This is a genomic window from Bacillus sp. CPT56D-587-MTF (assembly GCF_058792335.1).
Genome location: NZ_JBYTEF010000001.1, coordinates 4,251,698 through 4,274,745, shown reverse-complemented (window position 1 = coordinate 4,274,745; position 23,048 = coordinate 4,251,698). Strand labels below are relative to the sequence as shown.

The window sequence follows — 23,048 nt, the reverse complement described above, 5'->3', positions numbered from 1 at the left end:
GGAGGAATGTACGTGAGTCAGACAGTAGAAACATTATTTTCTATTTTTGATTCTTCTGCGGTAGTTTTACGTAAAGAATTAGATGTAACATATTTAGAGGCGCTTGTAGAGACAGGTGATAACTTGTTTGAGGGAGCGATTTTACAAGAGGAATTATCCGAATCAGCAATTGAAAGGCTGATTCGTGAATATAGTACGTTTAATGAAGAAACATATAAAGGTGAAGAAATTCGTAAAGCATTTCAGTTAGCCATCTTAAAAGGAATGAAAGAAGGCGTACAAGCGAATCACGAAATGACACCTGATGCAGTTGGAATGTTCATGAGTTACTTATTCCATAAATTTATGCAAGGTCAAAACGAGATCACAGTTTTAGATCCTGCAATTGGAACAGGTAACTTAATGACTACAGTGTTTAATAGCGCCAAAGAAGGACTAACAATGAGTGGATTTGGTGTAGAAGTGGATGAAGTGCTAATTAAACTTGCTTTAGTAAATGCAAATTTACAAAAGCATGCAATCGAATTCTTCCATCAAGATGGACTAGCACCACTTTATATCGATCCAGTTGATGCAGTCGTTTCAGACTTACCGGTTGGTTATTATCCAAACGAAATCGGTGCAAGTGAATATAAATTAAAAGCAGATGAAGGAATGTCGTATGCCCATCACTTATTTATTGAACAAAGTGTGAAACATACGAAAGAGGGCGGTTACTTATTCTTCTTAGTACCAAACTTCATTTTTGAAAGTGACCAAGCACCAAAATTACATGCATTTATTAAAGAAACATGCTTTATTCAAGGGTTATTACAGCTTCCTGTTTCCATGTTTAAAAACGAGAAAAATGCAAAAAGTATATTTGTTCTCCAAAAGAAAGGCGCTAATGTAACAATGCCAAAACAGGCGTTATTAGTGGAGTTGCCTAAATTCTCTAACATGAAGGCGATGGAAGACATTATGGATCAATTAAATACTTGGTTTGCAACACATAAATAAAGCTGGGTATATGTAACAGCATTAGTGATTCATGTAGTACAGTTTTATATAATATGTCATATTTTTAAATATATACAAGATTTAACTGAATTTTTTTGAAATCTGTAATATATATTTTTTCTTGGTGTTACAATTTTTTCACTTGAAATATATGTCGGACGATGTTTAAATTAAAATCGTGAGTATAAAATTTGCTAATGATGAAACGTTTTCATATTTGGTGAATTTGATCAGATAAAATCGAGCGGTTTGTGGAAACATCCACACAACTACCAAGAGAAAAAGGGGCGAAAGACTAGATGTCAAAAATCATCGCGATTAACGCAGGAAGCTCTTCCTTAAAATTCCAATTATTTGAAATGCCAAGTGAAACAGTATTAACAAAAGGTTTAGTAGAACGTATCGGTTTAGAAGATAGTATCTTCACTATTACTGTAGATGGCGAAAAACAAAAAGAAATTACAAACATTCCAGATCACGCAGTAGCAGTTAATATGCTTCTTAAAAAGTTAACTGAAAACGGAATCGTTAAATCTCTAGATGAGATTGGCGGTATCGGTCACCGTGTTGTTCACGGCGGCGAAAAATTTGCTGACTCTGTTTTAATTACTGATGAAGTATTAGCTGATATCGAAGAATTAAGCGATTTAGCACCACTTCATAACCCAGCAAACGTTGTTGGTATTAAAGCATTCCAAGAAGTATTACCAAACGTACCAGCAGTAGCAGTATTCGATACAGCATTCCACCAAACAATGCCGGAATCTGCATTCCTATACAGCTTACCATATGAGTACTATGAAAAATTCGGCATCCGTAAATACGGTTTCCACGGAACTTCTCATAAATATGTAACTGAGCGTGCGGCTGAATTATTAGGTCGTCCAATTGAAAGCTTAAGCTTACTTTCTTGTCACTTAGGTAACGGTGCAAGTATCGCAGCAGTAGAAGGCGGTAAATCTATCGATACTTCTATGGGCTTCACACCACTTGCTGGTGTAACAATGGGTACACGTTCTGGTAACCTTGACCCTGCATTAATTCCATACATCATGGAAAAAACAGGCCAAACAGTAGAAGAAGTAGTTAACGTATTAAACAAGAAGAGTGGTATGTTAGGTCTTACTGGTTACTCTAGTGACCTACGTGACATCATTGCGAAAGAAGAAGAAGGCGACCACCGTGCGAAAGTAGCACTTGATGTATTCGTAAGCCGTATCCACAAATACATCGGTTCTTACACTGCTCGTATGAAAGGTGTAGACGCAATCATCTTCACAGCTGGTGTAGGTGAAAACAGTGCGATTATTCGTGAGCGTGTATTAGAAGGCCTTGAGTACATGGGCGTATACTTCGATGCAAAACGTAATAACGTATTCGGTGAAGAAGCATTCATCAGCTTCCCACACTCTCCAGTAAAAATTATCGTAATTCCAACTGACGAAGAAGTTATGATTGCTCGTGACGTACTACGTCTTGGAGATATTGGTTAATATATGAAAAGAAAGACGAGATCCTATAGGATTTCGTCTTTTTTCTTTTGGATGTATTTTAAAACTCCATCTGGATATAATATTTTTTCTTTCTGAATGAATGCCGTAATAGGAATCCATTTCGCATACGCTACTGTTTCTTCATCTTGTATATTTAATATTTTCATTTCATATAGTGACGTGTCTAATAAACGCAAAGAATATAGTTGAATGATTTCATGACCAATGTCTCCATCGAGATGAAAGACATTTTCTAAACACCCTAAATAATTGGTGATTTCTATCTCCGTATGAAGCTCTTCTTTAAACTCCCGAATAACAGTATGTGCTGATTTTTCGCCAAGTTCAATTGAACCGCCAAGAGGACGATAATATATTTCGCCTTCTGTATAATATTCTTGTACGAGAAGGCGATCTTGATGTACAGCAAGACCGAAAGCTTTTGCACGTGGATACATATAGAATCACTCCTTATTTGTTTTGTATAAGGACGATTATAATCTATGGTGTGATAAAAGTATCGTGTATTTAAGTGTGCGGTCTAACTGTAATTCCATCAAATAAGTCTTGCCAAAATGCTTCATTGTATTGGTATACATCCATAATAGGACATTTCATGGTTCTGGTGCAAAAAAGCGAAATGATTTGAAAATGCTCTTTCAAACTTGGCAATACTGGTGCTATTACTAAAAAAAGGTGTGTGATCAGTATGGAAAAAGAAAATATATTCAAATGGAAACAGTATCAGCCTGATATCATTGTATTAACCGTACGTTGGTACCTGCGGTACAACTTAAGTCTTCGTGATTTAGTGGAAATGATGGAGGAAAGAGGATTATTCTTAGTACATACAACAATTATGCGATGGGTGCATCAATATGGACCAGAATTAAATGAGCGTATTCGAAAACATTTGAAACCAACCAATGATTCTTGGCGTGTGGATGAAACATACATCAAAATCAAAGGAGAGAAAATGTACTTATATCGCGCGATTGATTCTGAAGGAAACACGATTGATTTTTATTTAAGTCGTAAAAGAGATGCGAAGGCTGCCAAACGTTTTCTAAAGAAAGCCTTGGCTTCTGTTCATGCCACAAAACCTCGTTCGATAACTGCTGATGGCGATAAAGCCTATCCTGTTGCAGTACGTGAACTAAAGGAAGAAAAGTGTATACCACACGGTATACCACTTCGTGTAAAAAAATACTTAAACAATATCATTGAGCAAGATCATCGGTTTATCAAAAAACGGATTCGGAATATGCTAGGATTGAAATCATTCCCTACAGCTATAAAAATGATTACTGGAATAGAAGCTATGCATATGATCAAAAAAGGACAAACTCTCCAAGGGGAGAAGTCTGTCCAAAAGCAGATATATCTTATCAATGAACTCTTTGGTTTAACAGCATAAAGTTCCATTCCGTTAGGAATCTTCTATTCTTTTTTCACATTCCACTATTGTTGCACCAGAACCTTCAAAAATGGTATGTGAATAAAGATAGACAAGCATATTTGCAAAGAATAAGCAGAAATATGTTACAATAGAAAAAAATCGAACGAGGTGGTTGTTACGATGCGATCGAAGCGAGAACAAGCCATTTTAGACAATATAAAAGAATGGGAAGCGCAATTAGTTGAGCAAGAAGCGACCGATTTTCAAAAAGTGTTTGATAAATGGTTACATGCTACAGTTGCGAAATTACCTGAGAAAAAGCGAAAAGAATTCTTCACGAAAGCAGATGGATGGCTCTTTCATTTGCATGCATTTATTCAAAGTTCACAAGCACAGTTAGATGCACGTAATCGGATTTTAGGAACATCAAGGTTATTTGATGAATCGATTGAACAGCTTGAAGATTTGAAAGCATTATCTATTGATCAATTAACATACATAGCAGAGCAGCAAACAGCACGTCATCGTCTATATTCATTTGTACAAGGCGGGGCAACAGGTGCTGGAGGTTTATTATTATTAACGGCGGATTTTCCGGTTATGATCGCGTTAAATGTGAAGGCAGTCCAACTTATTGCAACATCATTTGGACATGATGTGAACAAGCCGTATGAAATGATGCTTGCGTTAAAGGTGTTTCATGCGTCATTACTACCAGGAAGACTTCAGCAATATGCATGGTACAATTTATTGCAAGAGCTGGAGCAAGAAGATTCGTTCTTTTACGAAGGAGACGAAGCAGTGCTACAAACAGCTTCTACTGAGGTTGTGTTAAAACAAATTTTGAAGACATTTTCGATTTATGCTCTTCGTCGTAAATTATTCCAAGGTATACCGGTAATTGGAATGGCAATTGGATCTACAGTGAATTATCGTTTAACAAGAAACGTTACTGAATTTGCAAATAGATTTTATCAAGTGCGCCATATAGTCGAGAAAGAAAAAAGAGCATAAAAAAAGCGAGAGGCCGAAGCCTTTCGCTTTTTTAATTCGTTGCATGTTTTTTGGACATTGGAACAGATACTGGCTGCTTTTCTGCTGTTTTTTCTGTTTTTGGATAATAAATTAAATCCAATGTTTTTGCTTGTACGGCAATCGAAAGAATAGTAAAAGCAATTTCTGTCCAATTTAAATAATATAATGAAAGCGCAAGAACAATCGCGTCAAAGACGAAGAAAATTTGCCCAATTGTAAAACGAGTTCGTTTACTTAATACAATTGTTAAAATATCGTCTCCACCGGTTGCACCGCCAAATCGTAATATAAAACCGAGTCCAATACCAGCTAACGCACCGCCAACTACTGCAGCTATAAATAAGTTATTTGATAAATCTACCGTAAATGGAGAATAATTTTCCATAAAGGAATAAAATACTCCGAATGAAATTGAACCTAGGAATGAATAACCAACCATTTTTCTACCTAAAAATGAAGCGCACAGTAAAATAATTGGGATATCCATTAATACAGTTGAAATAGATGGTGAAATATCATAAAAGTTTTGAATGAATAGTGCAATTCCTACAAATCCACCTTCTGTTAAGTGGTTTTGGAAGTGAATGTGATATAGCGCTGCTGCTAAAATAAATGAACTGATTAAAACCATAAAAATTTCTTTAATAATTTGCCGACTTTGGATGTTCCTCATCGTTATTCCTTCTTTCCGTAGTTAGTAGTCCTTTTTGTGTTGTAAACTAACTACGAGCTCACATGTAGCTTTCAGTTAGTTTACGAAAAAACTAACTACGCTATATGTCGCTGAAGAAATAACGAATAATCCTCTCGTCCATCAATTCTCCCTACCTTCGTTTTAGTTTAAGTCTTAAAACGACTAAACAAAACGTGGAGTAGGATTCGTCATTTAGCAATCCTGCTCTTCTTTGTTTTGTTTAGTTAGTAACAATTAAGTCCTAAACAAAACGCTATGTGTAAGAAGAGTCTTTTTTTTGCCAAATTATCCTTCGGGCAATCATAATTTCCCCACTCTCGTATTTTTTTCGCTAGACTAAAGTATCTGAGCTGAAAAATACGCTACGTGTATGATTCGTCAATACGATGCCACATGCTCCTTCGAGCGATCATGATATCAAAATCCCTTCCTTCAAGATTTATACTATTATATCATACTTTTAAAAAATGTATGCGGATGGAAACCGACAATAAACGGAGGGAATCTACAAAAAATGTTATGTTTAAATATTTTTGTAGAAAAGCCTAAGTTATTTCGGAGGATTGGACAGTTTATAACGGTTTGTCCAATAAGTAAGAAAAAAAGGGTTTTATTCCGTTGTGTTCTTTTCATCACTTTTATCTTTAAAAAACGCATCCCAACTAATCACACTTAAAAAAGTTAAAGTGATAATAACGAAAGCACGCATAATTTTTAAACCTCCTTTTGTACATAGTATATGAATCATTCGATTCAGAATGTGTCATTTTTTTACAAGTCTTAACTATTATGAGAGTATATTAATATAGATAGATGAAGGGGAGAGTGAAGGTATGCTAAAAGACATGTTCAAAAGAAAAGAATTAATATGCATTTCATGTCAGAAAAAAATTCAATATGAAGAAGAGCTTGTTGCTTTTGTAAAGTTGCCGAAAGAAGTATATTAGTTGGTCCATTCGATGTATGTTTGGCGAAAACAGCACAAGAAATATATTGTAAATCATGTTATGACAAAAAAAGCATGACCCAAAGTTATTGAGGGGCATGCTTTTTTCATTGGTGTGCTTTCCCCTCAGATACATTTTGAGTGAGTCGATACCAAAGCCAAAGGTCATTAATGATGGAAGCAAGATTGGCAATTTCTGAATTTAGTTTACAAGAAACTTCGAAGTCTTCTTCGTTATTTAAATAATGTTGTTTTGTATTAATATAGTGCTCAAGTTCTTTTATACGATCAGGAATTTTCCCGCGAACTTGTTCCCATTTTAGTAAAATAGCATGTTGCATTTTTTCGGGGATTTCTTCCCAGTCTTCTTGTAAATGTGGAATTTCAATTCCTAGATGTTCATCGTATAAGAAATACTTTTCCATAAGTTCACCCCCGTTTTCCTGCTTATATTGTACATAAAAACAGAAAGAAGTTCGACGAAATTGTTTGAAAAAATTTGAAAATGACTCTTGATACATTTTGTGAAAGGTGGTAAAGTGTGAATTATTATAAAAGAAAATGAATATTTATTCTTTGGGGGGATGCAAAATGGAGAAGAAAAAAGTTGTATTAGCATATTCCGGAGGTCTTGATACTTCCGTTGCAATTAAATGGTTACAAGAGAAGAATTATGATATTATCGCGCTTTGTTTAGACTTAGGGGAAGGTAAAGACTTAGCATTTGTAAAAGAAAAGGCACTTTCAGTAGGTGCAATTAAATCATATATGATTGATGTTCAAGAAGAATTTGCAAACGAATATGCATTGATGGCGATGCAAGCACACACATTATACGAAGGGAAATACCCTCTTGTCTCTGCATTATCTCGTCCGCTTATTGCGAAGAAATTAGTAGAAATCGCAGAACAAGAAGGCGCAACTGCAGTTGCACACGGATGTACAGGGAAAGGAAATGATCAAGTTCGTTTTGAAGTTTCTATTCAAGCATTAAATCCTTACTTAGAAGTGATTGCACCTGTACGTGAATGGAAGTGGTCACGTGAAGAAGAAATTGCCTATGCAAAAGAAAACGATGTACCAATTCCGATTAATTTAGATAGCCCGTTTTCAATCGATCAAAACTTATGGGGACGCAGCAACGAATGTGGAATTTTAGAAGATCCATGGGCAGCGCCGCCAGAAGATGCATATGAGATGACATTGGCATTAGAAGATACACCGAATAAACCAGAGTTTGTAGAAATCGGATTTGAAGCAGGCGTACCGACTACTTTAAATGGCACTGCATATTCACTTGCAGAATTAATTAAAACGTTAAATGCGCTTGCTGGAAAACACGGCGTTGGACGTATTGATCACGTAGAAAATCGTCTTGTCGGTATTAAATCTCGTGAAGTATACGAATGCCCAGCAGCAATGACGTTAATCACTGCGCATAAAGAGTTGGAAGATTTAACACACGTAAAAGAAGTAGCACATTTTAAACCAGTGATTGAACAGAAAATAACAGAACTTATTTATAATGGTTTATGGTTCTCACCTTTAAAACAAGCGCTTCATGCATTTTTACAAGAAACGCAAAAGAATGTAACAGGTACAGTGCGTGTGAAATTATTTAAAGGTCATGCGATTGTAGAAGGACGTAAATCTGAATACTCTTTATACGATGAAAAATTAGCAACATATACTGCTCAAGATGAATTTAATCATGATGCAGCAGTTGGATTCATTTCATTATTCGGTTTACCGACGAAAGTATACAGCCAAGTGAATCAAAAGAAGGTGGAAGCGTGAGCAAACTTTGGGGCGGACGTTTTACAGAAGAAGCGGAAGCATGGGTTGAAGAGTTCGGAGCATCCATCTCCTTCGATCAACAATTAGTAAATCAAGATATAAAAGGAAGTATTGCGCACGTCACGATGCTAGCAAAGCAGGGCATCGTGACGAAAGAAGAAGCAGAGAAAATAAAGATAGGTCTTCAATATTTATTGAAAGAAGCAAAAGAGAATAAGCTACAATTTTCAGTAGAAGCAGAAGATATTCATTTAAACATCGAAAAAATGTTAATTGAACAAATTGGCGAAGTAGGAGGAAAACTTCACACTGGCCGAAGTCGTAATGATCAAGTAGCGACAGATATGCATTTGTATTTAAAAGAAAAGGTAGAACATATTATAAAAGCTACAAAACAATTGCAAACTGTTCTTGTTCAACAAGCAGAAAATAATATTGAAACCATTATGCCGGGCTATACGCACTTGCAGCGTGCCCAGCCGATTTCATTTGCTCATCATATTCTCGCTTACTTTTGGATGTTAGAGCGTGATGTGAATCGTTATGAAGATTCGTTAAAACGTATTAACATTTCGCCATTAGGAGCAGGAGCGTTAGCTGGAACGACATTCCCCATTGACCGAGAGTATAGTGCGGAGCTTCTTGGATTTAATGGAATCTATGAAAATAGTTTAGATGCAGTAAGCGATCGTGATTTCATACTGGAGTTCCTAAGTAACTCCTCTATGCTTATGATGCACTTATCACGCTTTTGCGAAGAACTTATTTTATGGAGTAGCCAAGAGTTTCAATTTATTGAAATGAGCGATCAATATGCAACGGGAAGCAGCATTATGCCGCAAAAGAAAAACCCGGATATGGCGGAACTAATCCGTGGTAAAACAGGCAGAGTATACGGTAATTTATTCAGTTTACTCACAGTAATGAAAGGATTACCGCTCGCTTACAATAAAGACTTACAAGAAGATAAAGAAGGAATGTTTGATACAGTTAAAACAGTAGAAGGATGCCTTCATATTATGGCGGGCATGCTTGAAACGATGACTGTAAACAAAGAAAAAATGGGGCAAGCTGTGACGCAAGATTTCTCCAACGCAACAGAAATTGCTGACTATTTAGCGAACAAAGGACTACCATTCCGTCAAGCTCATGAAATTGTTGGAAAGTTAGTGCTATATTGCACACAAAAAGGAATTTATTTATTAGATGTCTCTCTTGAAACATATAAAGAAATGAGCTCCTTATTTGAAGAAGATTTGTATGAAGTGCTGTCACCATATGCAGCTGTAAAGCGTCGTAACAGTGCTGGCGGGACTGGGTTTGAACAAATCAAAAACGCTTTGGAGAAGGCGAAGGGGTTAACGAAAGAAGTTATTAAGAATTGAGTTGGGAAGTACGCCAGTCTAGTAAAGTCTGGCGTACTTTATTTTTTACTAGCATTTAAGTTACAATGTAGTAAAAAATAACAATTTAGGGGAAGTCTATGAAAAAAATAGTGTTGATCATTGTACTGTTAATTAGCTTAATTGCAAATGCTAAAGTGTTTCTTTTGGACAAATATATGTATGTTGGTGAAAAAGAAAAGCGAGAAGAAGCGGTTATCGCAACGATGTGGCATTTACAAGATAAAGGATATAAAGAAAGTGATATTTTATATATAAAACCGGCCTTTTATAGCAAAATGGATTCTTATGGTATGAATGTACAGTTTAAAGATGAACCAAATGAATCATATACATATAGAGTTTTAAAAGATGCGAAAACAAATAAACTAACTGTACACCAAGATAGCAATGAGTCTGGTGGTATGGGCGGGAAACATCAAGAGCTTAAATAAAGAAAGAAAACGACTGATGGCATTCGCCTGCAGTCGTTTTCTTTTAATCATACTTATGTCGATCTTCCGTAATTCGAATATACTCAATATCCATCAAATCACGAAGTAATGCACCATTACTTAGTTCAACGCCGTGCTTCTCTTTAAAATGAGTGCGAATCGTATCTAGCATTTCAATTTCTTTGCCGTTCACATCTAAAATAATGCGTTCAGAATCATCCATATAGCATCCTCCTTTTTTACACATATATATTTTGTCCGTCTATTTCTAAAAAATGTATGTTAACGTAATGTTAGGAAATAAGAAAGGGATGGAAAATGAGACGTATTTATTTTATAGGGCTAATTTTGTACACATTCATTGTATTACATGTTGCATTCCCAAATATCTTTTCATTTGAGGATTTAGAAACAGTACACGTTGCGATATTTATTTTTGCTCTATTTGTAGTAGATTGCTTTATTTCTATATGGCTTTCGAAAAGAAAAGATATACAAGGCAAAAAAGAAATGGAACGGAAAAAGAGAAAACGTTCCTTTTGGATGATGACATACTGTTTGTCTTTAGTGCTTACTGCTGCTTTTTTTAGTGAACATATTCCATTAGAAAGAGTAAATATTGGATTTGGAGCATTCGTATTCGCATACTATTTTTTTATGCACTTTCTTCCTTATATGAAAGAAAAGCGAGGAGAAGAGGAAAATCCGCTTGTAGAAGAAGCGAAAGAACAAGAGCATAAGAGAATAGAAGGGGATATAAAGAAACTTGGAGAACAAAAGTGGTATTTAAAATCAAAAATCATATACGTTCTTTGCTTTATTACGCCGCCAATTGGTTATTTGTATGTTTTCTTATTTCGTAAAAAAATGACAGAAGGTGCAAGGCGAACGTACTTAACGGTTGCGACGATTATGATGGCATTATGGTCTTTGAAGTTTCTTCCGCCTTATGTGTTGGCAATTACCGTTGTTGTCGTAGCATGTCTTTTGTTTATAGTGAAGTTTATAAAATGAAAAACACCAAGCCTATGTGGACTTGGTGTTTTATCTATAAATTAAAGCTCACCTTGCTCTTCATCACCACGAACAACAAGGACATCGCATTTCGCATAGCGAATAATATGTTCAGAGACGCTACCAATTAGGAAACGCTCAACAGCATTTAAACCAGTCGCACCACACATAATTAAATCTACTTTATGGTTTGGAGCGATTTCTTTTGAAATTTTTGATTTAGGATTACCGAATTCTAATACAGTTTCAATTTTTTCAAGACCAGCTTCAAGCGCAGTTTTTTTGTAGTCTTCTAATAGGTCTTCTGCAAATAGATTTGCACGTTCCGCAATTGCACGGCTATAAGCTTCTACTGCTGAGTATGCTTTTACATCAACGATATGAGCAATTGTTAATGTTGCAATGTTGCGCTTTGCGACTTGAATTGCTTTTTTAAAGGCTTTTTCTGCTTCTTTAGAACCATCCACTGCGATTAAAATATTTGTATATGTATTATTCATAGTAAATTCCTCCCAATCTGTTTTATAACTGTTTACAACTTAATTATAAAACAAATTTTGGTAACGTGCTTGCCAGAAACGTTACAGAATTTTGAAAACTCTGTTTCAATTCATTTTAGTTGTAATTGGAGCGAGAACTTGTTACATATGAAGTATAGCAATTTAAAAGGGGGCAGTTTTGTGAGACATGCGCTCATTACAGCCGGTACGAAAGGTTTAGGAAAGCAAGTAACAGAAAAGTTATTGGCTAAAGGCTATTCAGTAACAGTAACGTACCATAGCGATATCACGGCTATGGAAACGATGAAAGAAACATATAAAGATGTGGAAGAGCGTCTACAATTCGTGCAAGCGGATGTCACGAAAAAGGAAGATTTACATAAAATAGTAGAAGAAGCGATGAGCCGTTTTGGCAAAATTGACTTTTTAATTAATAATGCTGGTCCATATGTATTTGAACGAAAAAAGTTAGTTGATTATGAAGAAGATGAATGGAATGAAATGATTCAGGGAAATTTAACAGCGGTATTTCATTTATTAAAACTTGTCGTTCCGGTCATGAGAAAACAGAACTTTGGCCGTATTATTAATTACGGATTTCAAGGGGCGGATAGTGCACCGGGATGGATTTATCGTTCAGCTTTTGCCGCAGCGAAAGTAGGACTTGTTTCATTAACGAAAACAGTTGCTTATGAAGAAGCGGAGTATGGTATCACTGCGAACATGGTATGTCCTGGTGATATTATTGGCGATATGAAAGAGGCAACTATTCAAGAAGCACGTCAGCTGAAAGAGCATAACACACCGATTGGTAGATCTGGAACAGGTGAAGATATTGCAAGAACCATTTCGTTTTTATGTGAGGACGATTCCGATATGATTACCGGTACAATTATTGAAGTGACTGGTGCAGTGGATGTTATTCATAGACATCGATAGAATAAAATAAGATGAAGTTTCGAATAATTGGACAGTTTATCCATTGTGCTGAGAGGTGCGGATAATACTGTCCTTTAATATAAAATTAAATCTATCGGAAAACTCGTGTTATTTTTTTGTCAAATATTGAGATATTATGTTAAAATATAAGAGCGTAGAAAGCGCTTTAAAAAATGATTCAGGGGTCATTTCATAACTCAAGGGGGAACTAATCATGCGTATCGGTATTCCAACAGAAATTAAAAACAATGAAAACCGTGTGGCAATGACGCCAGCGGGAGCAGTACATTTAGTACAAAATGGTCACGAAGTTTTTGTTCAAAAAGGAGCAGGTTTAGGATCTGGCTTTACAGATGAAGAATACGTACAAGCTGGTGCGAAACTTGTAGAAACTGCTGAAGAAGCATGGAATCAAGATATGGTTATGAAGGTAAAAGAGCCAGTAGCAAGTGAATACGGCTATTTCCGTGAAGGCTTAATCTTATTCACATACTTACACTTAGCTCCAGAACCAGAATTAACGAAAGCATTAATCGATAACAAAGTTGCATCAATCGCATACGAAACAGTACAATTAGACAATCGTTCTTTACCATTACTTGCACCTATGAGTGAAGTGGCTGGTCGTATGTCTGCACAAATCGGTGCACAATTCCTTGAGAAAAACAAAGGCGGTAAAGGTATTTTACTTGCAGGCGTTCCAGGGGTAAAACGCGGCAAAGTAACAATCATTGGCGGTGGTCAAGCTGGTACAAACGCAGCTAAGATTGCAGTAGGTTTAGGTGCAGATGTAACAATCATTGACTTAAGTGCAGAACGTCTTCGTCAATTAGATGATATTTTCGGTAACCAAGTAAAAACATTAATGTCTAATCCATACAACATTGCAGAAGCTGTTAAAGAATCTGACCTTGTTATTGGAGCAGTATTAATTCCGGGTGCAAAAGCGCCAAAACTTGTAACTGAAGAAATGATTCAATCAATGGAACCAGGTTCTGTCGTTGTAGATATCGCGATTGACCAAGGTGGTATTTTCGAAACAACTGATCGTATTACAACTCATGACAACCCAACTTACGAAAAACATGGCGTTGTTCATTATGCAGTTGCTAATATGCCAGGTGCAGTTCCACGTACGTCAACTCTTGCGTTAACAAACGTAACAGTACCATATGCAGTACAAATTGCTAACAAGGGCTACAAAGAAGCTTGCTTAGGCAACACTGCATTACTAAAAGGTATTAACACATTAGATGGATATGTAACATTCGAAGCAGTTGCAGAAGCTCACGGCTTACAATACGCTGATGCGAAAGAGCTACTTGAAAAAGCTCCTGCTTTATCATAATAGAAATACATTTGAGACCTTCCTTTATGAGGAGGGTCTTTTTTATATGGGGAAATAACATGTGAATAATTGTTATTTATTGGTGTAAATCATTTTTTATTATGATAATTTAGAATTATATAATAAAAAGAGGGGATTCAATGGGGAGTAAAAAGAGGAAGAAAAAGCAAGCAAAGAGACAAAAGTACATAAAGAAAAAACAGGAGCAGAACATACCTTTTTCACAAAAAGTAGTCATTACAATAGAGAAAACATTTCGGTATATTTGTATGTTCTTGTATGTGATTTTTTGTGTGTTTTTATGTGGGATGGTTAAATGTTTGGGGATAACCCCTAATGTTATTGAAGGTATTTTTGGCGTTATGCTTGTTATGGTAGAAGGAATCTTATTCTTTATATTATTTGATAAGGTTTGGCCTAGTCATGAAAGTAAAAAAGATAGAAAAAGAAGCAAAAAATCTTCATACGCTTCAAGCTCATCAAGTGGATTCGGTGACTACAGTAGCAATGACTGTAGTAGCTCAAGTGATGGTGGAGGAGATTGCGGAGGAGGTGGAGATTAAGTTAGTTTTTTAGAAGAACGACTAATGAAAGGATGGGATGAAAGATGGAGACTGTGAACTTAATAGAATTAACAAAGGATATTAAAGATCAACATAAAAACTTCGTCGTTTCAAATATAAACAGTCATTGCTTACGAATCGCTGTATTTACTGGTGAATATGATTGGCACTATCATTCTAATTCGGATGAATTATTTATTGTGTTAGAGGGAGAATTACTTATTGATTTTGAAGATGGAGAAACAGCGGTTTTAAAGCCAAATGATTCAATCTTAATTCCAGCATGTAAGATTCATAGAACGAGAGCATTAAAGAGAACTGTAAATCTTTGTTTTGAACATATAGAGGCGGATACGATTAAAGTGGAGCAATTATGAAAAAATTATCCGTAGCCGAGTATAGAAAAATCCTTCCGATTTTAGAAAGTCATACAAAAACGACGACGTTTGCTTATGCGGTATGTGATCAAGTGATAGATGGTGAGGTTTTTGCAAACGAGAAATTAACAGCAGGACTAATTCGTACAGCTAACGGTATTTATTATTTATTTGGTGATACTGATGATCAAAATTATAACGAAGATTTATTTTCTTTTATAAAAAAGGCTATTGAAAAAACAGAGAAGAGATTTACATTGTTCTCTTCGAGTAACGAGTGGGAAATGATGATAGAAGAACGTTTTAGTCATGTACTTCGAAACATTCCGCGAATGAAATTTCAAAGCGTAACCTTTGAAGAGAGAAAACGAGATTGTAACAAAAATACATATGAAGTGAAGCGTATTGATAGAAGAGATATAGAACGAAGCAGTGAATTTACAGAGGAGTACTACAAAGAATATTGGGGATCAAAAGAAACGTTTTTAAACGGTGGTTTTGGATTTTGTATAGAACTAGAAGGAATGATTGTAGCGGAATGTGTTTCAATATTTAGTGGGAACGGATGTGCTGAAATTGATATTGTGACGCATAAAGCATATCAAGGGAAAGGATTAGCCCAAGCTGTTGCAGCAAGGTTTATTGAACATTGCATACAAAATGATATTATACCGTGCTGGGATTGTTATGTAGACAATATTCCTTCGCAAAAATTAGCTAGTAAATTAAGTTTTTATCATCCAATAGAATATAGATTGTTTGTACGTAAGAAAACGGGGGAATAAAAATGAATGTGGAGTTAACGAGATTTAAAGTGAAACAAGATAAAAGTCATCGTGTAGATGAATGGATGCAGCTTCTGAATGACAATATGAAAGAAGTACTTTTGACATTAAACGACGAAAAGATGTACGTTGAGACAATTTTCCGGGAAATAAGAGATGGAGAAGAGTACTTATATTGGTATTCTGTGCAAGGAGAAGGTGGGGCTCTTGTCGAAAATCCTCATTATGAAATTGATAAAAAGCACTTGGAATTTTGGTATGAGTGTATTGATGAAGAAGCACCCTCTGTTGATATGAAAACAGAAGTCGTTATGATTCAAGATGTTGTGAAGGACGCGATGAAATAATAGAATAGTATTTCAGAGAAGCGCATCAAAATGGATGTGCTTTTTATTATGAAACAATTTATAAAAGCTGCATTTGGATGTCTTTAAGTGAAAATAAAGAGGGATACTGAGAATATTTTAGGATAAACTATAAAGTGAAACTTTAATCAGTGTGGGGTTCATCCCCCATCTAACTTCTTGCTTCCGCTGAATTTTGATGTGAGGTCTTACTGCCCGTTAATGCGGGATAAAGAAATAAAAAACACCAAACCAAAAGACCTACCAATATACGGTGTAGTCGTAACAGGCAAAACAGAGGATTTACAAAGTTTACAAGGAGCACCATATATTAAGGCTGCTGTAAGAGGTGTAACAGTTGAGAAATATTGATTACAAGCAATTAATGTGAATAATCAGAAAATTTATGTTATAATATGGGAAAAGGAGGTTTATATGAGGCAAATACATGGAGCAATTTATATTTACATAACAATGTTTTTCGTGGCGGTATCCTATGGATTGGGGCACGTGTATTCGCATCCTATACTAACTTTTTTAAGCGGAGCATGTATGGCGTTTGCGCTTCTTGTCCACCTTTTCTCAGTTTGGATCGTGAAATTTCAATTAAATATTAGTGAAATAGAAGAAGGCACTTTTTGAGTGGCCTTCTTTTTTTAATAATATTTTGGAAGTTCTTGTAGCAATTTTTCAATTTCGCATTCTGTTTCTTCACATATAGAAAGCTTGCGCAGTCTGAAAAATAAGCTGCGTAAGAAAGATTTTATATTTCCGTATAGAAACTCGTATGATTCAATATGTAATGTTTGTTTTTGAACGGGTAATTGAGCTACTAAATCACGAAGGGCTAATATGAGTGCTTCTTCCTTTAAGCCATTTTGTAGCATTGCGACAATCGGATAAACGATACGTTCATCTTCTTCATATTTGTAATAGATGGAATGAACACAAACTTTGTTTAATAAAGTTTGTAATATTTCTTCGTAATATAAAGTTTCCAGTTTAGGACTATTCACAAGCGCCTCAAATGTATCAGAAGCATGAGCGATACTATGTGCCCAGCCGTGTTTTTGCACATATCCCCGGAAATCATGTTCGTTGTTCATATATAGAATTAGTTGATCTTTTACATTTGAAATATCAGTCTGTGATAAGAAATTATGATTTGTATCAGCATCAATAATGAGGGCAATTAATAATGTTGTAAATGCTCGGGTAAATACCGCATCTTCATCATCTGAATGAATCTTATACAATAAATATTTTTCACCGATGCTTTCTAATAATAGTTTCTGTAATTGTGTGTGTGAAAGATATTCCTTCTTGATGAGATGAAAAAAAGTAGAGTAGATGAGTTTGTCCCTTAAATAGCTATCAGTATCGCCAATTTGCTCAAGCATATTGGAACTTAAAGAATCAATGTTAAGTGTGTTATCCAGTATGTAATTATTATTACGAATTTCTTCTAACTGTTGTTGTAACATATAAACCCCCTATTTTAGAAAATTCTGTATTTTAATAGTATAATAGAAGGAAGAAATAGACAATAAATAAGTGCATTTGAATGGAGGGGCATGATGAAGAGAGCGTTATTCTTTTTCATTAGTATTTTCTTTTTAGGAAGCTGCTCGATTTGGTATTTTACTTTTTCTAGCGAGAGCAAAAGTTGGACTGGACAATATAAAGGGCATATTAAGGATGACAGTGAAGATGGAATGTTTACGTTTCAATATAAGGGTGGGGATGGAAAGACAGAATTTAAAAACTTAGAGATTGCTGTTAATGGAGCCTTTAGTACAATGACACAAACGTCAGAAGTTCATAGAGGAGCAAAGGTTGAAATGAAGTCTTCTTGTGTAAGTTGCGCGCCTATCTCTAAAGATGAACCTATAGAAGTTGTGATTAAATGGGATGATAAGTATGAGGAGAAGATGGTGTTAAATTTGAAATAGCCTAGAGTAAGGAGTTAAAAATGAATAGGCATATGAAAATTGTTATGTTTTTAAGTGTATTTCTAGTCGTATTATCAGCGTGTGATACAAAACAAGTAGAGCAAGTAACGGTAAAAGAAGTACCTAAAGAAGGGTATATCATATTAAGAAATGACACGATGTTTTTTGCCGATGATAAAACGGTTGAAACAAAAGTAGAGTTGCAACATTATATAGAACAACAAATGAATAAAGAGCATCCAGCACATATAGTCTTGAGCTTTAAGGACAAAGACGCATATAAACAGTTAAAAACAGGGGATAAAATAAAAGTATGGTTTTCTCAAATACTTGAAAGTTATCCAGCAAAAATGATTGTAGAGAAATTTGAAATAGTAGGGAAATAGAAAAAGGCAGCACTCCCGCTGCCTTTTTCTATTATTTTACAAATTGTAACTCTTTCGGGAATTTCGTTAAAATTTCTGATCCGTCTTTTGTGATGTAAATATCATCTTCAATACGAACGCCACCTACGTTTGGTACGTAAATACCAGGTTCGATTGTGAAGACCATACCGTCTTTTAATGGAGACTCGTTACCAGCTTTTACATCTGGATATTCGTGTACGCTAATTCCAAGTCCATGACCAAGTCGGTGTGGGAAGAAGTCTCCGTAACCTGCATCTGCAATAACAGAACGAGCAGCGTTGTCGATTGCGCCAAGTGTAACACCTGGTTTACATGCTTCAACTGCTTGTAGTTGTCCAGCAAGTACAGTGTTGTAAATACGAGTTTGTTCTTCAGAAATCTCGCCGAATGCCACTGTACGTGTAATATCAGAGCAATAACCGTCAATGATTACGCCTAAATCAAATAGTACGAAATCACCGCGTTTCATTTTGTTTGCGCCAGGAATACCGTGTGGAAGAGCTGAGTTCGCACCTGCTAATACCATCGTATCAAATGACATTTTATGTATGCCTTTTGTTTTTAATTCGTGTTCAATAATTGCTAATACTTCTAGTTCACTACGATCTTCTTTAATTGCATTTACACCAACTTCAACAGCATAGTCCGCCATTTTAGCTGCTTCGCGTAAAATAGAAAGTTCTTTTTCATCTTTAATTAAACGAAGTTCGCGAACTTTCTCCTCAGCTGATTTGAAAGCTGCATTTGGGAATAATTTCGTTAATTCTTCGTAGCGCTCTACGTTTAAATGTTCTTTTTCAATTGCAACTGCATTTGCATTGATGCCGCGGTCTTTAATTGCTTTTGCAATCATATCCCATGGTCTGTCAGTATCAGTAAATCCGATAATTTCATGTGCCCAGCCAGCGTTACGTGCTTGACCTTCTTCCATTTTAGGGCAAATTAAAATAGGTTCTTTTTCTTGGAATACAAACATACCAAGTAATCTTTCGTGTGGTTCACAGTGGAAGTTTGTCATGTAGAAGACGTTTGGTGTAGAAGTTAAGAACGCAGCTTCTACGTTTTTTTCTTTTAGCCATTGCATTAAATTTTCTAATCTAGCATTCATCGATTGGCACCCCCGAGATATTTAATTACAAATATAACTTTAACTCGGAAGAAAGCGTTATGACAAGTAAATAGATGTTAGAAAAGACAGGGAATTGAAAAATCATGTAGAATACAAAGTGAGAATGTGAACAGGGGAGGAATGTAATAATGAAAGTATCTTATCATGGACATTCAGTTGTGAAAATTGAGGCGAATGAAAAAGTTATTTTAATTGACCCGTTTTTAACAGGTAATCCGAAAACAGATTTAAAAGCTGAAGATGTAAAAGTGGATGCAATTCTTTTATCGCATGGACACGGTGATCATGTTGGAGATACAGTAGAACTTGCGAAGAAAAATAATGCAGTTGTTGTAGCGCCATTTGAACTAGCAACATTTTTAAGTTGGCAAGGTGTAAATACACACCCGATGCATATTGGTGGTTCACATGAATTTGACTTCGGAAAAGTGAAGTTTACACAAGCATTCCACGGCTCTAGTTATATTGATGAAGAAAATAAGACGATTACATATACAGGTATGCCAGCAGGTATTTTATTTACAGCAGAAGAGAAAACTGTATACCACGCAGGAGATACTGCACTATTCTCTGATATGAAGTTAATTGGGGAATTAAATAAAGTTGATCTAGCATTTTTACCAATTGGTGATAATTTCACAATGGGACCAGAAGATGCTGTACTAGCGGCAAAATGGATTAATGCGAAAACTGTTGTACCGATGCATTACAATACGTTCCCAGTTATTGAACAAGATCCATATCAATTTGTAGAAAAGCTACAAAATTGTACAGGGAAAGTATTAGAAGCTGGAGAAAGTATTACACTATAGAAAAGAAACCCTTCATTTGAAAAGAAAAGTGAAGGGTTTTTTACGTGTGTAGGACAGCTTTTAATGCTTGTATTTGTTTTGGTGATTCTTCTCTTTTGGTACGTGGTTGTTCAGGTGTTTCATTCAATTCCATTGCAACTTTTTTCCCATCTACGAAAGCTAAAAATACAGCACCTACAACCTCTAAAAGTTTTTTCATCATGTGTTCGCTCCTTTGTTTTATTTCTTGTCTTAATTGTATAGGCAATTAAGTGGGCGAACTATCGAATGAGATGACAATAGCATTACATTGTTGTAATAGAATGACTGGTGGAATGTAAGCGTCATTTTGTTATAAAAAAAATAGTACAGGTATGCAAAGAGAGAGTGTAACAGTTTTGAAAATATAGTATACTGAAAGTACAACACATGAAGAATTTAGGGAAAAGAAAGTATGGTGAAACCATTTGGCTACCAAGCATAACCAAATTTTAGAACATATTAATAGCCTGCCAGTAGGCCATAAAATTTCTGTAAGACAAATTGCGAAAGATTTGAGTGTAAGTGAAGGGACCGCTTACCGTGCAATTAAAGATGCAGAAAATAAAGGATATGTTAGTACAATTGAACGTGTCGGAACAATTCGAATTGAACAAAAGAAGAAAGAGAATATCGAAAAACTGACATATGCAGAAGTCGTTAACATTGTCGACGGTCAAGTACTTGGAGGCAGAGAAGGACTACATAAAACATTAAATAAATTCGTAATCGGAGCTATGAAATTAGAAGCGATGATGCGCTATACAGAAGCTGGGAATTTACTCATTATTGGTAACCGTACCAATGCACATGAATTAGCGCTAGAAACTGGAGCGGCTGTATTAATTACGGGCGGATTTGATACGGAAGATCATGTGAAGAAATTAGCAGACGAATTAAAGCTGCCGATCATTTCAAGTAGCTACGATACATTTACGGTCGCAACGTTAATTAATCGTGCAATTTATGACCAACTTATTAAGAAAGAAATTGTACTCGTTGAAGATATTTTAACGCCAATTGAAGAAACGTTATATTTAAAGCCGAGTGATACAGTACAGCAATGGCATGCATATAACGAAGAGACAATGCACGGAAGATATCCAATTGTCGATGAAAGTAACAAAGTACTAGGAATCGTAACTTCAAAAGATATGATCGGAGTAGCGAAAGAAACACCAATTGATAAAGTAATGACAAAACACCCAATTACAGTGAACGGTAAAATGTCTGTCGCAGCTGCGGCACGTATGATGGTGTGGGAAGGAATTGAATTACTTCCTGTCGTTGAGGAAGGAAACAAACTGCAAGGTATTATTAGCCGTCAAGATGTACTTCAGGCACTGCAAATGATTCAACGTCAGCCACAAGTTGGAGAAACCATTGATGATATTGTAACGAATCAATTTATGACACCAAAAGAAGCGAAGAATGAGCATCTATATCAATTTTCGGTGACGCCGCAAATGACGAACTCAATCGGGACGTTATCGTACGGTGTATTTGCAACAATTGTGACAGAAGCGACAAATCGCGTCATTCGTGCGCAAAAGAAAAGTGATTTAATTGTTGAAAACTTAACGATTTATTTCGTAAAGCCGGTTCAAATTGATAATGTTGTATCTGTTCATCCGAAAGTATTAGAAATTGGACGTAAATTTGGTAAGGTCGATGTAGAGGTGCATCATGAAGGTAATGTTGTTGGAAAAGCATTACTTATGGTTCAGTTAATCGATAAATAAAAAGATGGAACAAATCGTTTTGATTTGTTCCATCTTTTTTTGTTGTTTTAAATTTGAAAGGTATGATTTTAGATGGGAGTTTTGGTGAAATATGTATGGGATGGAGTGGAAAAGTAATGTGAGAAAAGACGGAATAATAATTCAATTTAGTTGTATATTGTGTTATGATTATATTGTAAGAAAATGGAATTGTGAGAGGTGGTATACATTATGTCGTCAGCCGTACTCTTTTTTGGTAGTATCGCACTATTTTACTTTCTTGTAATGATACCGATTCAATATTTATATTTACAAGGTTTACATGAAAAAAAGGAAAAGACAGGATTATCTCAGCGAGAGCTATATGAAAAAATGTCTTTTGGAGAAGAACAATTACATTTTCACGTACAAGGGAACCCATTTAATATACCATCTGCGTTTGTTGCGTATATGATTTTGAAAGTTAAGGGACGTAAAAAAGCATCACAATATTGATGCTTTTTTACGTTGCTTCATAGACTTCAGCTTCTTTAACTGCTAATGGCAAGAAACGTTTGTATTGGCGAAACCCGTTAAATACACTTGCACTACCAAATAGAACGAATAAAACACCAACGATAATACGAGCGGTTGAAAGTTCTAAAAAGAATTGGTTTATCCCGAAAAATAAAACGAATGAACCGAGTGCCATTGCGGATTTTCCTGAGAGCCAACCTTTCTCCATTGGGCGGTTTGTACGAAAGTATTTTGTTTTGTAAAAGAGGTACAACATAAATGAGACGATAATACAGAAGACTAATACTGGCATAATGAACACTCCCATCGCTTTGTGAAAGATAATAGAAAAGAAAAAGAAATATCTAAACTTTCTAACTTTTATTATAAAGCAATTGTTCGCATGTATGAAATACTTTCCGTTATAATGGAGGATAAAGTGAA

At 35.5% G+C, this 23,048-nt stretch carries 29 protein-coding genes and 3 pseudogenes; 22 read left to right on the top strand and 10 right to left on the bottom strand.

Annotated elements, in window-relative coordinates:
• Window positions 1-12 precede the first annotated feature (12 nt).
• Together AC3WVZ_RS22040 and ackA are read left to right on the top strand one after the other, a co-directional pair.
• Entirely contained in the window at window positions 13-999 is a 987-nt protein-coding gene (locus tag AC3WVZ_RS22040; protein ID WP_233935403.1) for a class I SAM-dependent methyltransferase, read from the top strand.
• 299 nt (window positions 1,000-1,298) lie between these two features.
• Complete coding sequence (gene ackA, locus AC3WVZ_RS22035) at window positions 1,299-2,492, top strand: acetate kinase (RefSeq protein WP_000034575.1); 1,194 nt, start codon at window positions 1,299-1,301, stop codon at window positions 2,490-2,492.
• Between the two features lie 23 nt (window positions 2,493-2,515).
• Here ackA and AC3WVZ_RS22030 read toward each other — a convergent pair whose 3' ends face one another.
• Window positions 2,516-2,950, bottom strand: coding sequence for an NUDIX hydrolase (locus AC3WVZ_RS22030; protein WP_000283500.1), 435 nt, complete (start codon window positions 2,948-2,950; stop codon window positions 2,516-2,518).
• A gap of 70 nt (window positions 2,951-3,020) precedes the next feature.
• Window positions 3,021-3,113 (bottom strand): annotated as a pseudogene (locus AC3WVZ_RS22025) (DUF1796 family putative cysteine peptidase); the annotation flags it as partial.
• Between the two features lie 88 nt (window positions 3,114-3,201).
• Here AC3WVZ_RS22025 and AC3WVZ_RS22020 point away from each other — a divergent pair.
• A complete protein-coding gene (locus AC3WVZ_RS22020) occupies window positions 3,202-3,909 on the top strand; it encodes an IS6 family transposase (protein WP_100910607.1) in 708 nt (235 codons plus the stop codon).
• A 162-nt stretch (window positions 3,910-4,071) separates the two neighbouring features.
• Window positions 4,072-4,905, top strand: a complete 834-nt coding sequence (locus tag AC3WVZ_RS22015; protein ID WP_001256850.1) for an EcsC family protein — start codon at window positions 4,072-4,074, stop codon at window positions 4,903-4,905.
• Between the two features lie 31 nt (window positions 4,906-4,936).
• On the opposite strand, the gene AC3WVZ_RS22010 is transcribed toward AC3WVZ_RS22015, so the two are convergent.
• Complete coding sequence (locus AC3WVZ_RS22010) at window positions 4,937-5,599, bottom strand: YitT family protein (protein WP_233935401.1); 663 nt, start codon at window positions 5,597-5,599, stop codon at window positions 4,937-4,939.
• Between the two features lie 854 nt (window positions 5,600-6,453).
• On the opposite strand from AC3WVZ_RS22010, the pseudogene AC3WVZ_RS22005 reads away from it, so the two are divergent.
• Window positions 6,454-6,659 (top strand): annotated as a pseudogene (locus AC3WVZ_RS22005) (hypothetical protein).
• Window positions 6,660-6,673: 14 nt separating this feature from the next.
• On the opposite strand, the gene AC3WVZ_RS22000 reads toward AC3WVZ_RS22005, so the two are convergent.
• Complete coding sequence (locus AC3WVZ_RS22000; RefSeq protein ID WP_090977624.1) at window positions 6,674-6,991, bottom strand: radical SAM protein; 318 nt, start codon at window positions 6,989-6,991, stop codon at window positions 6,674-6,676.
• Between the two features lie 166 nt (window positions 6,992-7,157).
• Between AC3WVZ_RS22000 and AC3WVZ_RS21995 the strand changes: the two genes are divergently transcribed.
• The 3 genes from AC3WVZ_RS21995 to AC3WVZ_RS21985 all read left to right on the top strand — a co-directional run bounded on the left by AC3WVZ_RS21995 (window position 7,158) and on the right by AC3WVZ_RS21985 (window position 10,200).
• Entirely contained in the window at window positions 7,158-8,363 is a 1,206-nt protein-coding gene (locus tag AC3WVZ_RS21995; protein WP_000412315.1) for an argininosuccinate synthase, read from the top strand.
• Window positions 8,360-9,748, top strand: a complete 1,389-nt coding sequence (argH, locus tag AC3WVZ_RS21990; RefSeq protein WP_000041246.1) for an argininosuccinate lyase — start codon at window positions 8,360-8,362, stop codon at window positions 9,746-9,748. The genes AC3WVZ_RS21995 and argH overlap by 4 nt, the downstream gene beginning before the upstream one ends.
• Before the next feature lie 98 nt (window positions 9,749-9,846).
• The gene (locus AC3WVZ_RS21985; RefSeq protein WP_000725032.1) at window positions 9,847-10,200 is read left to right on the top strand and encodes a DUF3139 domain-containing protein; all 354 of its coding nucleotides are present in this window, start codon (window positions 9,847-9,849) and stop codon (window positions 10,198-10,200) included.
• Window positions 10,201-10,243: 43 nt separating this feature from the next.
• Here the strand turns inward: AC3WVZ_RS21985 and AC3WVZ_RS21980 are convergent, their stop codons facing one another.
• Window positions 10,244-10,423, bottom strand: a complete 180-nt coding sequence (locus AC3WVZ_RS21980; protein WP_000342760.1) for a hypothetical protein — start codon at window positions 10,421-10,423, stop codon at window positions 10,244-10,246.
• A gap of 95 nt (window positions 10,424-10,518) precedes the next feature.
• On the opposite strand from AC3WVZ_RS21980, the gene AC3WVZ_RS21975 reads away from it, so the two are divergent.
• A complete protein-coding gene (locus tag AC3WVZ_RS21975; RefSeq protein WP_001252877.1) occupies window positions 10,519-11,214 on the top strand; it encodes a hypothetical protein in 696 nt (231 codons plus the stop codon).
• A 41-nt stretch (window positions 11,215-11,255) separates the two neighbouring features.
• Here AC3WVZ_RS21975 and AC3WVZ_RS21970 read toward each other — a convergent pair whose 3' ends face one another.
• Complete coding sequence (locus AC3WVZ_RS21970) at window positions 11,256-11,714, bottom strand: universal stress protein (RefSeq protein ID WP_233935400.1); 459 nt, start codon at window positions 11,712-11,714, stop codon at window positions 11,256-11,258.
• Between the two features lie 147 nt (window positions 11,715-11,861).
• On the opposite strand from AC3WVZ_RS21970, the gene AC3WVZ_RS21965 reads away from it, so the two are divergent.
• From AC3WVZ_RS21965 to AC3WVZ_RS21930, 8 genes and pseudogenes are all read left to right on the top strand, one after another.
• Complete coding sequence (locus AC3WVZ_RS21965) at window positions 11,862-12,653, top strand: SDR family oxidoreductase (RefSeq protein WP_002024902.1); 792 nt, start codon at window positions 11,862-11,864, stop codon at window positions 12,651-12,653.
• A 214-nt stretch (window positions 12,654-12,867) separates the two neighbouring features.
• The gene (gene ald / locus AC3WVZ_RS21960; protein ID WP_001219403.1) at window positions 12,868-14,001 is read left to right on the top strand and encodes an alanine dehydrogenase; all 1,134 of its coding nucleotides are present in this window, start codon (window positions 12,868-12,870) and stop codon (window positions 13,999-14,001) included.
• 140 nt (window positions 14,002-14,141) lie between these two features.
• Entirely contained in the window at window positions 14,142-14,564 is a 423-nt protein-coding gene (locus tag AC3WVZ_RS21955; protein WP_000534935.1) for a hypothetical protein, read from the top strand.
• A gap of 44 nt (window positions 14,565-14,608) precedes the next feature.
• Entirely contained in the window at window positions 14,609-14,941 is a 333-nt protein-coding gene (locus AC3WVZ_RS21950) for a cupin domain-containing protein (protein WP_000450925.1), read from the top strand.
• Window positions 14,938-15,726: a GNAT family N-acetyltransferase gene (locus tag AC3WVZ_RS21945; RefSeq protein WP_233935398.1), complete on the top strand. Its 789-nt coding sequence runs from the start codon at window positions 14,938-14,940 to the stop codon at window positions 15,724-15,726. Before AC3WVZ_RS21950 ends, AC3WVZ_RS21945 begins: the two co-directional genes overlap by 4 nt.
• A gap of 2 nt (window positions 15,727-15,728) precedes the next feature.
• On the top strand, window positions 15,729-16,073 hold the full coding sequence (locus tag AC3WVZ_RS21940) for a DUF6176 family protein (RefSeq protein ID WP_233935397.1): 345 nt from the start codon (window positions 15,729-15,731) through the stop codon (window positions 16,071-16,073).
• Between the two features lie 228 nt (window positions 16,074-16,301).
• Window positions 16,302-16,442 (top strand): annotated as a pseudogene (locus AC3WVZ_RS21935) (anti sigma factor C-terminal domain-containing protein); the annotation flags it as partial.
• Between the two features lie 63 nt (window positions 16,443-16,505).
• Window positions 16,506-16,712, top strand: coding sequence for a hypothetical protein (locus AC3WVZ_RS21930; RefSeq protein ID WP_001248908.1), 207 nt, complete (start codon window positions 16,506-16,508; stop codon window positions 16,710-16,712).
• Window positions 16,713-16,726: 14 nt separating this feature from the next.
• On the opposite strand, the gene AC3WVZ_RS21925 is transcribed toward AC3WVZ_RS21930, so the two are convergent.
• Window positions 16,727-17,554: a DUF2785 domain-containing protein gene (locus AC3WVZ_RS21925; RefSeq protein ID WP_000941475.1), complete on the bottom strand. Its 828-nt coding sequence runs from the start codon at window positions 17,552-17,554 to the stop codon at window positions 16,727-16,729.
• A gap of 93 nt (window positions 17,555-17,647) precedes the next feature.
• Here AC3WVZ_RS21925 and AC3WVZ_RS21920 point away from each other — a divergent pair, with 93 nt between their 5' ends.
• Window positions 17,648-18,022, top strand: a complete 375-nt coding sequence (locus tag AC3WVZ_RS21920; protein ID WP_139846858.1) for a hypothetical protein — start codon at window positions 17,648-17,650, stop codon at window positions 18,020-18,022.
• A 20-nt stretch (window positions 18,023-18,042) separates the two neighbouring features.
• Entirely contained in the window at window positions 18,043-18,408 is a 366-nt protein-coding gene (locus AC3WVZ_RS21915) for a DUF3221 domain-containing protein (RefSeq protein ID WP_001079377.1), read from the top strand.
• 31 nt (window positions 18,409-18,439) lie between these two features.
• Here the strand turns inward: AC3WVZ_RS21915 and pepQ are convergent, their stop codons facing one another.
• Window positions 18,440-19,537 (bottom strand): Xaa-Pro dipeptidase, encoded by a 1,098-nt coding sequence (pepQ, locus tag AC3WVZ_RS21910; RefSeq protein ID WP_233935396.1) that lies wholly within the window; start codon window positions 19,535-19,537, stop codon window positions 18,440-18,442.
• Window positions 19,538-19,686: 149 nt separating this feature from the next.
• On the opposite strand from pepQ, the gene AC3WVZ_RS21905 reads away from it, so the two are divergent.
• The gene (locus AC3WVZ_RS21905; RefSeq protein WP_000868919.1) at window positions 19,687-20,370 is read left to right on the top strand and encodes a metal-dependent hydrolase; all 684 of its coding nucleotides are present in this window, start codon (window positions 19,687-19,689) and stop codon (window positions 20,368-20,370) included.
• Between the two features lie 40 nt (window positions 20,371-20,410).
• On the opposite strand, the gene AC3WVZ_RS21900 is transcribed toward AC3WVZ_RS21905, so the two are convergent.
• Window positions 20,411-20,572, bottom strand: a complete 162-nt coding sequence (locus AC3WVZ_RS21900) for a hypothetical protein (protein ID WP_000976303.1) — start codon at window positions 20,570-20,572, stop codon at window positions 20,411-20,413.
• Between the two features lie 244 nt (window positions 20,573-20,816).
• Here AC3WVZ_RS21900 and AC3WVZ_RS21895 point away from each other — a divergent pair, with 244 nt between their 5' ends.
• Both AC3WVZ_RS21895 and AC3WVZ_RS21890 read left to right on the top strand, forming a co-directional pair.
• Window positions 20,817-22,130, top strand: a complete 1,314-nt coding sequence (locus AC3WVZ_RS21895; RefSeq protein ID WP_000201572.1) for a CBS domain-containing protein — start codon at window positions 20,817-20,819, stop codon at window positions 22,128-22,130.
• Between the two features lie 210 nt (window positions 22,131-22,340).
• Window positions 22,341-22,604 carry a DUF3949 domain-containing protein gene (locus tag AC3WVZ_RS21890; RefSeq protein ID WP_000093045.1) on the top strand — a complete coding sequence of 88 codons (264 nt, stop codon included), beginning with the start codon at window positions 22,341-22,343 and terminating at the stop codon, window positions 22,602-22,604.
• Window positions 22,605-22,611: 7 nt separating this feature from the next.
• Here AC3WVZ_RS21890 and AC3WVZ_RS21885 read toward each other — a convergent pair whose 3' ends face one another.
• Entirely contained in the window at window positions 22,612-22,917 is a 306-nt protein-coding gene (locus AC3WVZ_RS21885) for a YtpI family protein (protein ID WP_079004416.1), read from the bottom strand.
• Window positions 22,918-23,048 lie beyond the last annotated feature (131 nt).

Bases quoted from the DNA above. Each gene is read 5' to 3' on its own strand.
- ackA (WP_000034575.1), top strand. From the start codon at position 1,299: ATGTCAAAAATCATCGCGATTAACGCAGGAAGCTCTTCCTTAAAATTC.
- AC3WVZ_RS22030 (WP_000283500.1), bottom strand. From the start codon at position 2,950: ATGTATCCACGTGCAAAAGCTTTCGGTCTTGCTGTACATCAAGATCGC.
- AC3WVZ_RS22020 (WP_100910607.1), top strand. From the start codon at position 3,202: ATGGAAAAAGAAAATATATTCAAATGGAAACAGTATCAGCCTGATATC.
- AC3WVZ_RS22015 (WP_001256850.1), top strand. From the start codon at position 4,072: ATGCGATCGAAGCGAGAACAAGCCATTTTAGACAATATAAAAGAATGG.
- AC3WVZ_RS22010 (WP_233935401.1), bottom strand. From the start codon at position 5,599: ATGAGGAACATCCAAAGTCGGCAAATTATTAAAGAAATTTTTATGGTT.
- AC3WVZ_RS22000 (WP_090977624.1), bottom strand. From the start codon at position 6,991: ATGGAAAAGTATTTCTTATACGATGAACATCTAGGAATTGAAATTCCA.
- AC3WVZ_RS21995 (WP_000412315.1), top strand. From the start codon at position 7,158: ATGGAGAAGAAAAAAGTTGTATTAGCATATTCCGGAGGTCTTGATACT.
- AC3WVZ_RS21985 (WP_000725032.1), top strand. From the start codon at position 9,847: ATGAAAAAAATAGTGTTGATCATTGTACTGTTAATTAGCTTAATTGCA.
- AC3WVZ_RS21980 (WP_000342760.1), bottom strand. From the start codon at position 10,423: ATGGATGATTCTGAACGCATTATTTTAGATGTGAACGGCAAAGAAATT.
- AC3WVZ_RS21975 (WP_001252877.1), top strand. From the start codon at position 10,519: ATGAGACGTATTTATTTTATAGGGCTAATTTTGTACACATTCATTGTA.
- AC3WVZ_RS21970 (WP_233935400.1), bottom strand. From the start codon at position 11,714: ATGAATAATACATATACAAATATTTTAATCGCAGTGGATGGTTCTAAA.
- AC3WVZ_RS21965 (WP_002024902.1), top strand. From the start codon at position 11,862: ATGAAGTATAGCAATTTAAAAGGGGGCAGTTTTGTGAGACATGCGCTC.
- ald (WP_001219403.1), top strand. From the start codon at position 12,868: ATGCGTATCGGTATTCCAACAGAAATTAAAAACAATGAAAACCGTGTG.
- AC3WVZ_RS21955 (WP_000534935.1), top strand. From the start codon at position 14,142: ATGGGGAGTAAAAAGAGGAAGAAAAAGCAAGCAAAGAGACAAAAGTAC.
- AC3WVZ_RS21950 (WP_000450925.1), top strand. From the start codon at position 14,609: ATGGAGACTGTGAACTTAATAGAATTAACAAAGGATATTAAAGATCAA.
- AC3WVZ_RS21945 (WP_233935398.1), top strand. From the start codon at position 14,938: ATGAAAAAATTATCCGTAGCCGAGTATAGAAAAATCCTTCCGATTTTA.
- AC3WVZ_RS21940 (WP_233935397.1), top strand. From the start codon at position 15,729: ATGAATGTGGAGTTAACGAGATTTAAAGTGAAACAAGATAAAAGTCAT.
- AC3WVZ_RS21930 (WP_001248908.1), top strand. From the start codon at position 16,506: ATGAGGCAAATACATGGAGCAATTTATATTTACATAACAATGTTTTTC.
- AC3WVZ_RS21925 (WP_000941475.1), bottom strand. From the start codon at position 17,554: ATGTTACAACAACAGTTAGAAGAAATTCGTAATAATAATTACATACTG.
- AC3WVZ_RS21920 (WP_139846858.1), top strand. From the start codon at position 17,648: ATGAAGAGAGCGTTATTCTTTTTCATTAGTATTTTCTTTTTAGGAAGC.
- AC3WVZ_RS21915 (WP_001079377.1), top strand. From the start codon at position 18,043: ATGAATAGGCATATGAAAATTGTTATGTTTTTAAGTGTATTTCTAGTC.
- pepQ (WP_233935396.1), bottom strand. From the start codon at position 19,537: ATGAATGCTAGATTAGAAAATTTAATGCAATGGCTAAAAGAAAAAAAC.
- AC3WVZ_RS21905 (WP_000868919.1), top strand. From the start codon at position 19,687: ATGAAAGTATCTTATCATGGACATTCAGTTGTGAAAATTGAGGCGAAT.
- AC3WVZ_RS21900 (WP_000976303.1), bottom strand. From the start codon at position 20,572: ATGATGAAAAAACTTTTAGAGGTTGTAGGTGCTGTATTTTTAGCTTTC.
- AC3WVZ_RS21890 (WP_000093045.1), top strand. From the start codon at position 22,341: ATGTCGTCAGCCGTACTCTTTTTTGGTAGTATCGCACTATTTTACTTT.
- AC3WVZ_RS21885 (WP_079004416.1), bottom strand. From the start codon at position 22,917: ATGCCAGTATTAGTCTTCTGTATTATCGTCTCATTTATGTTGTACCTC.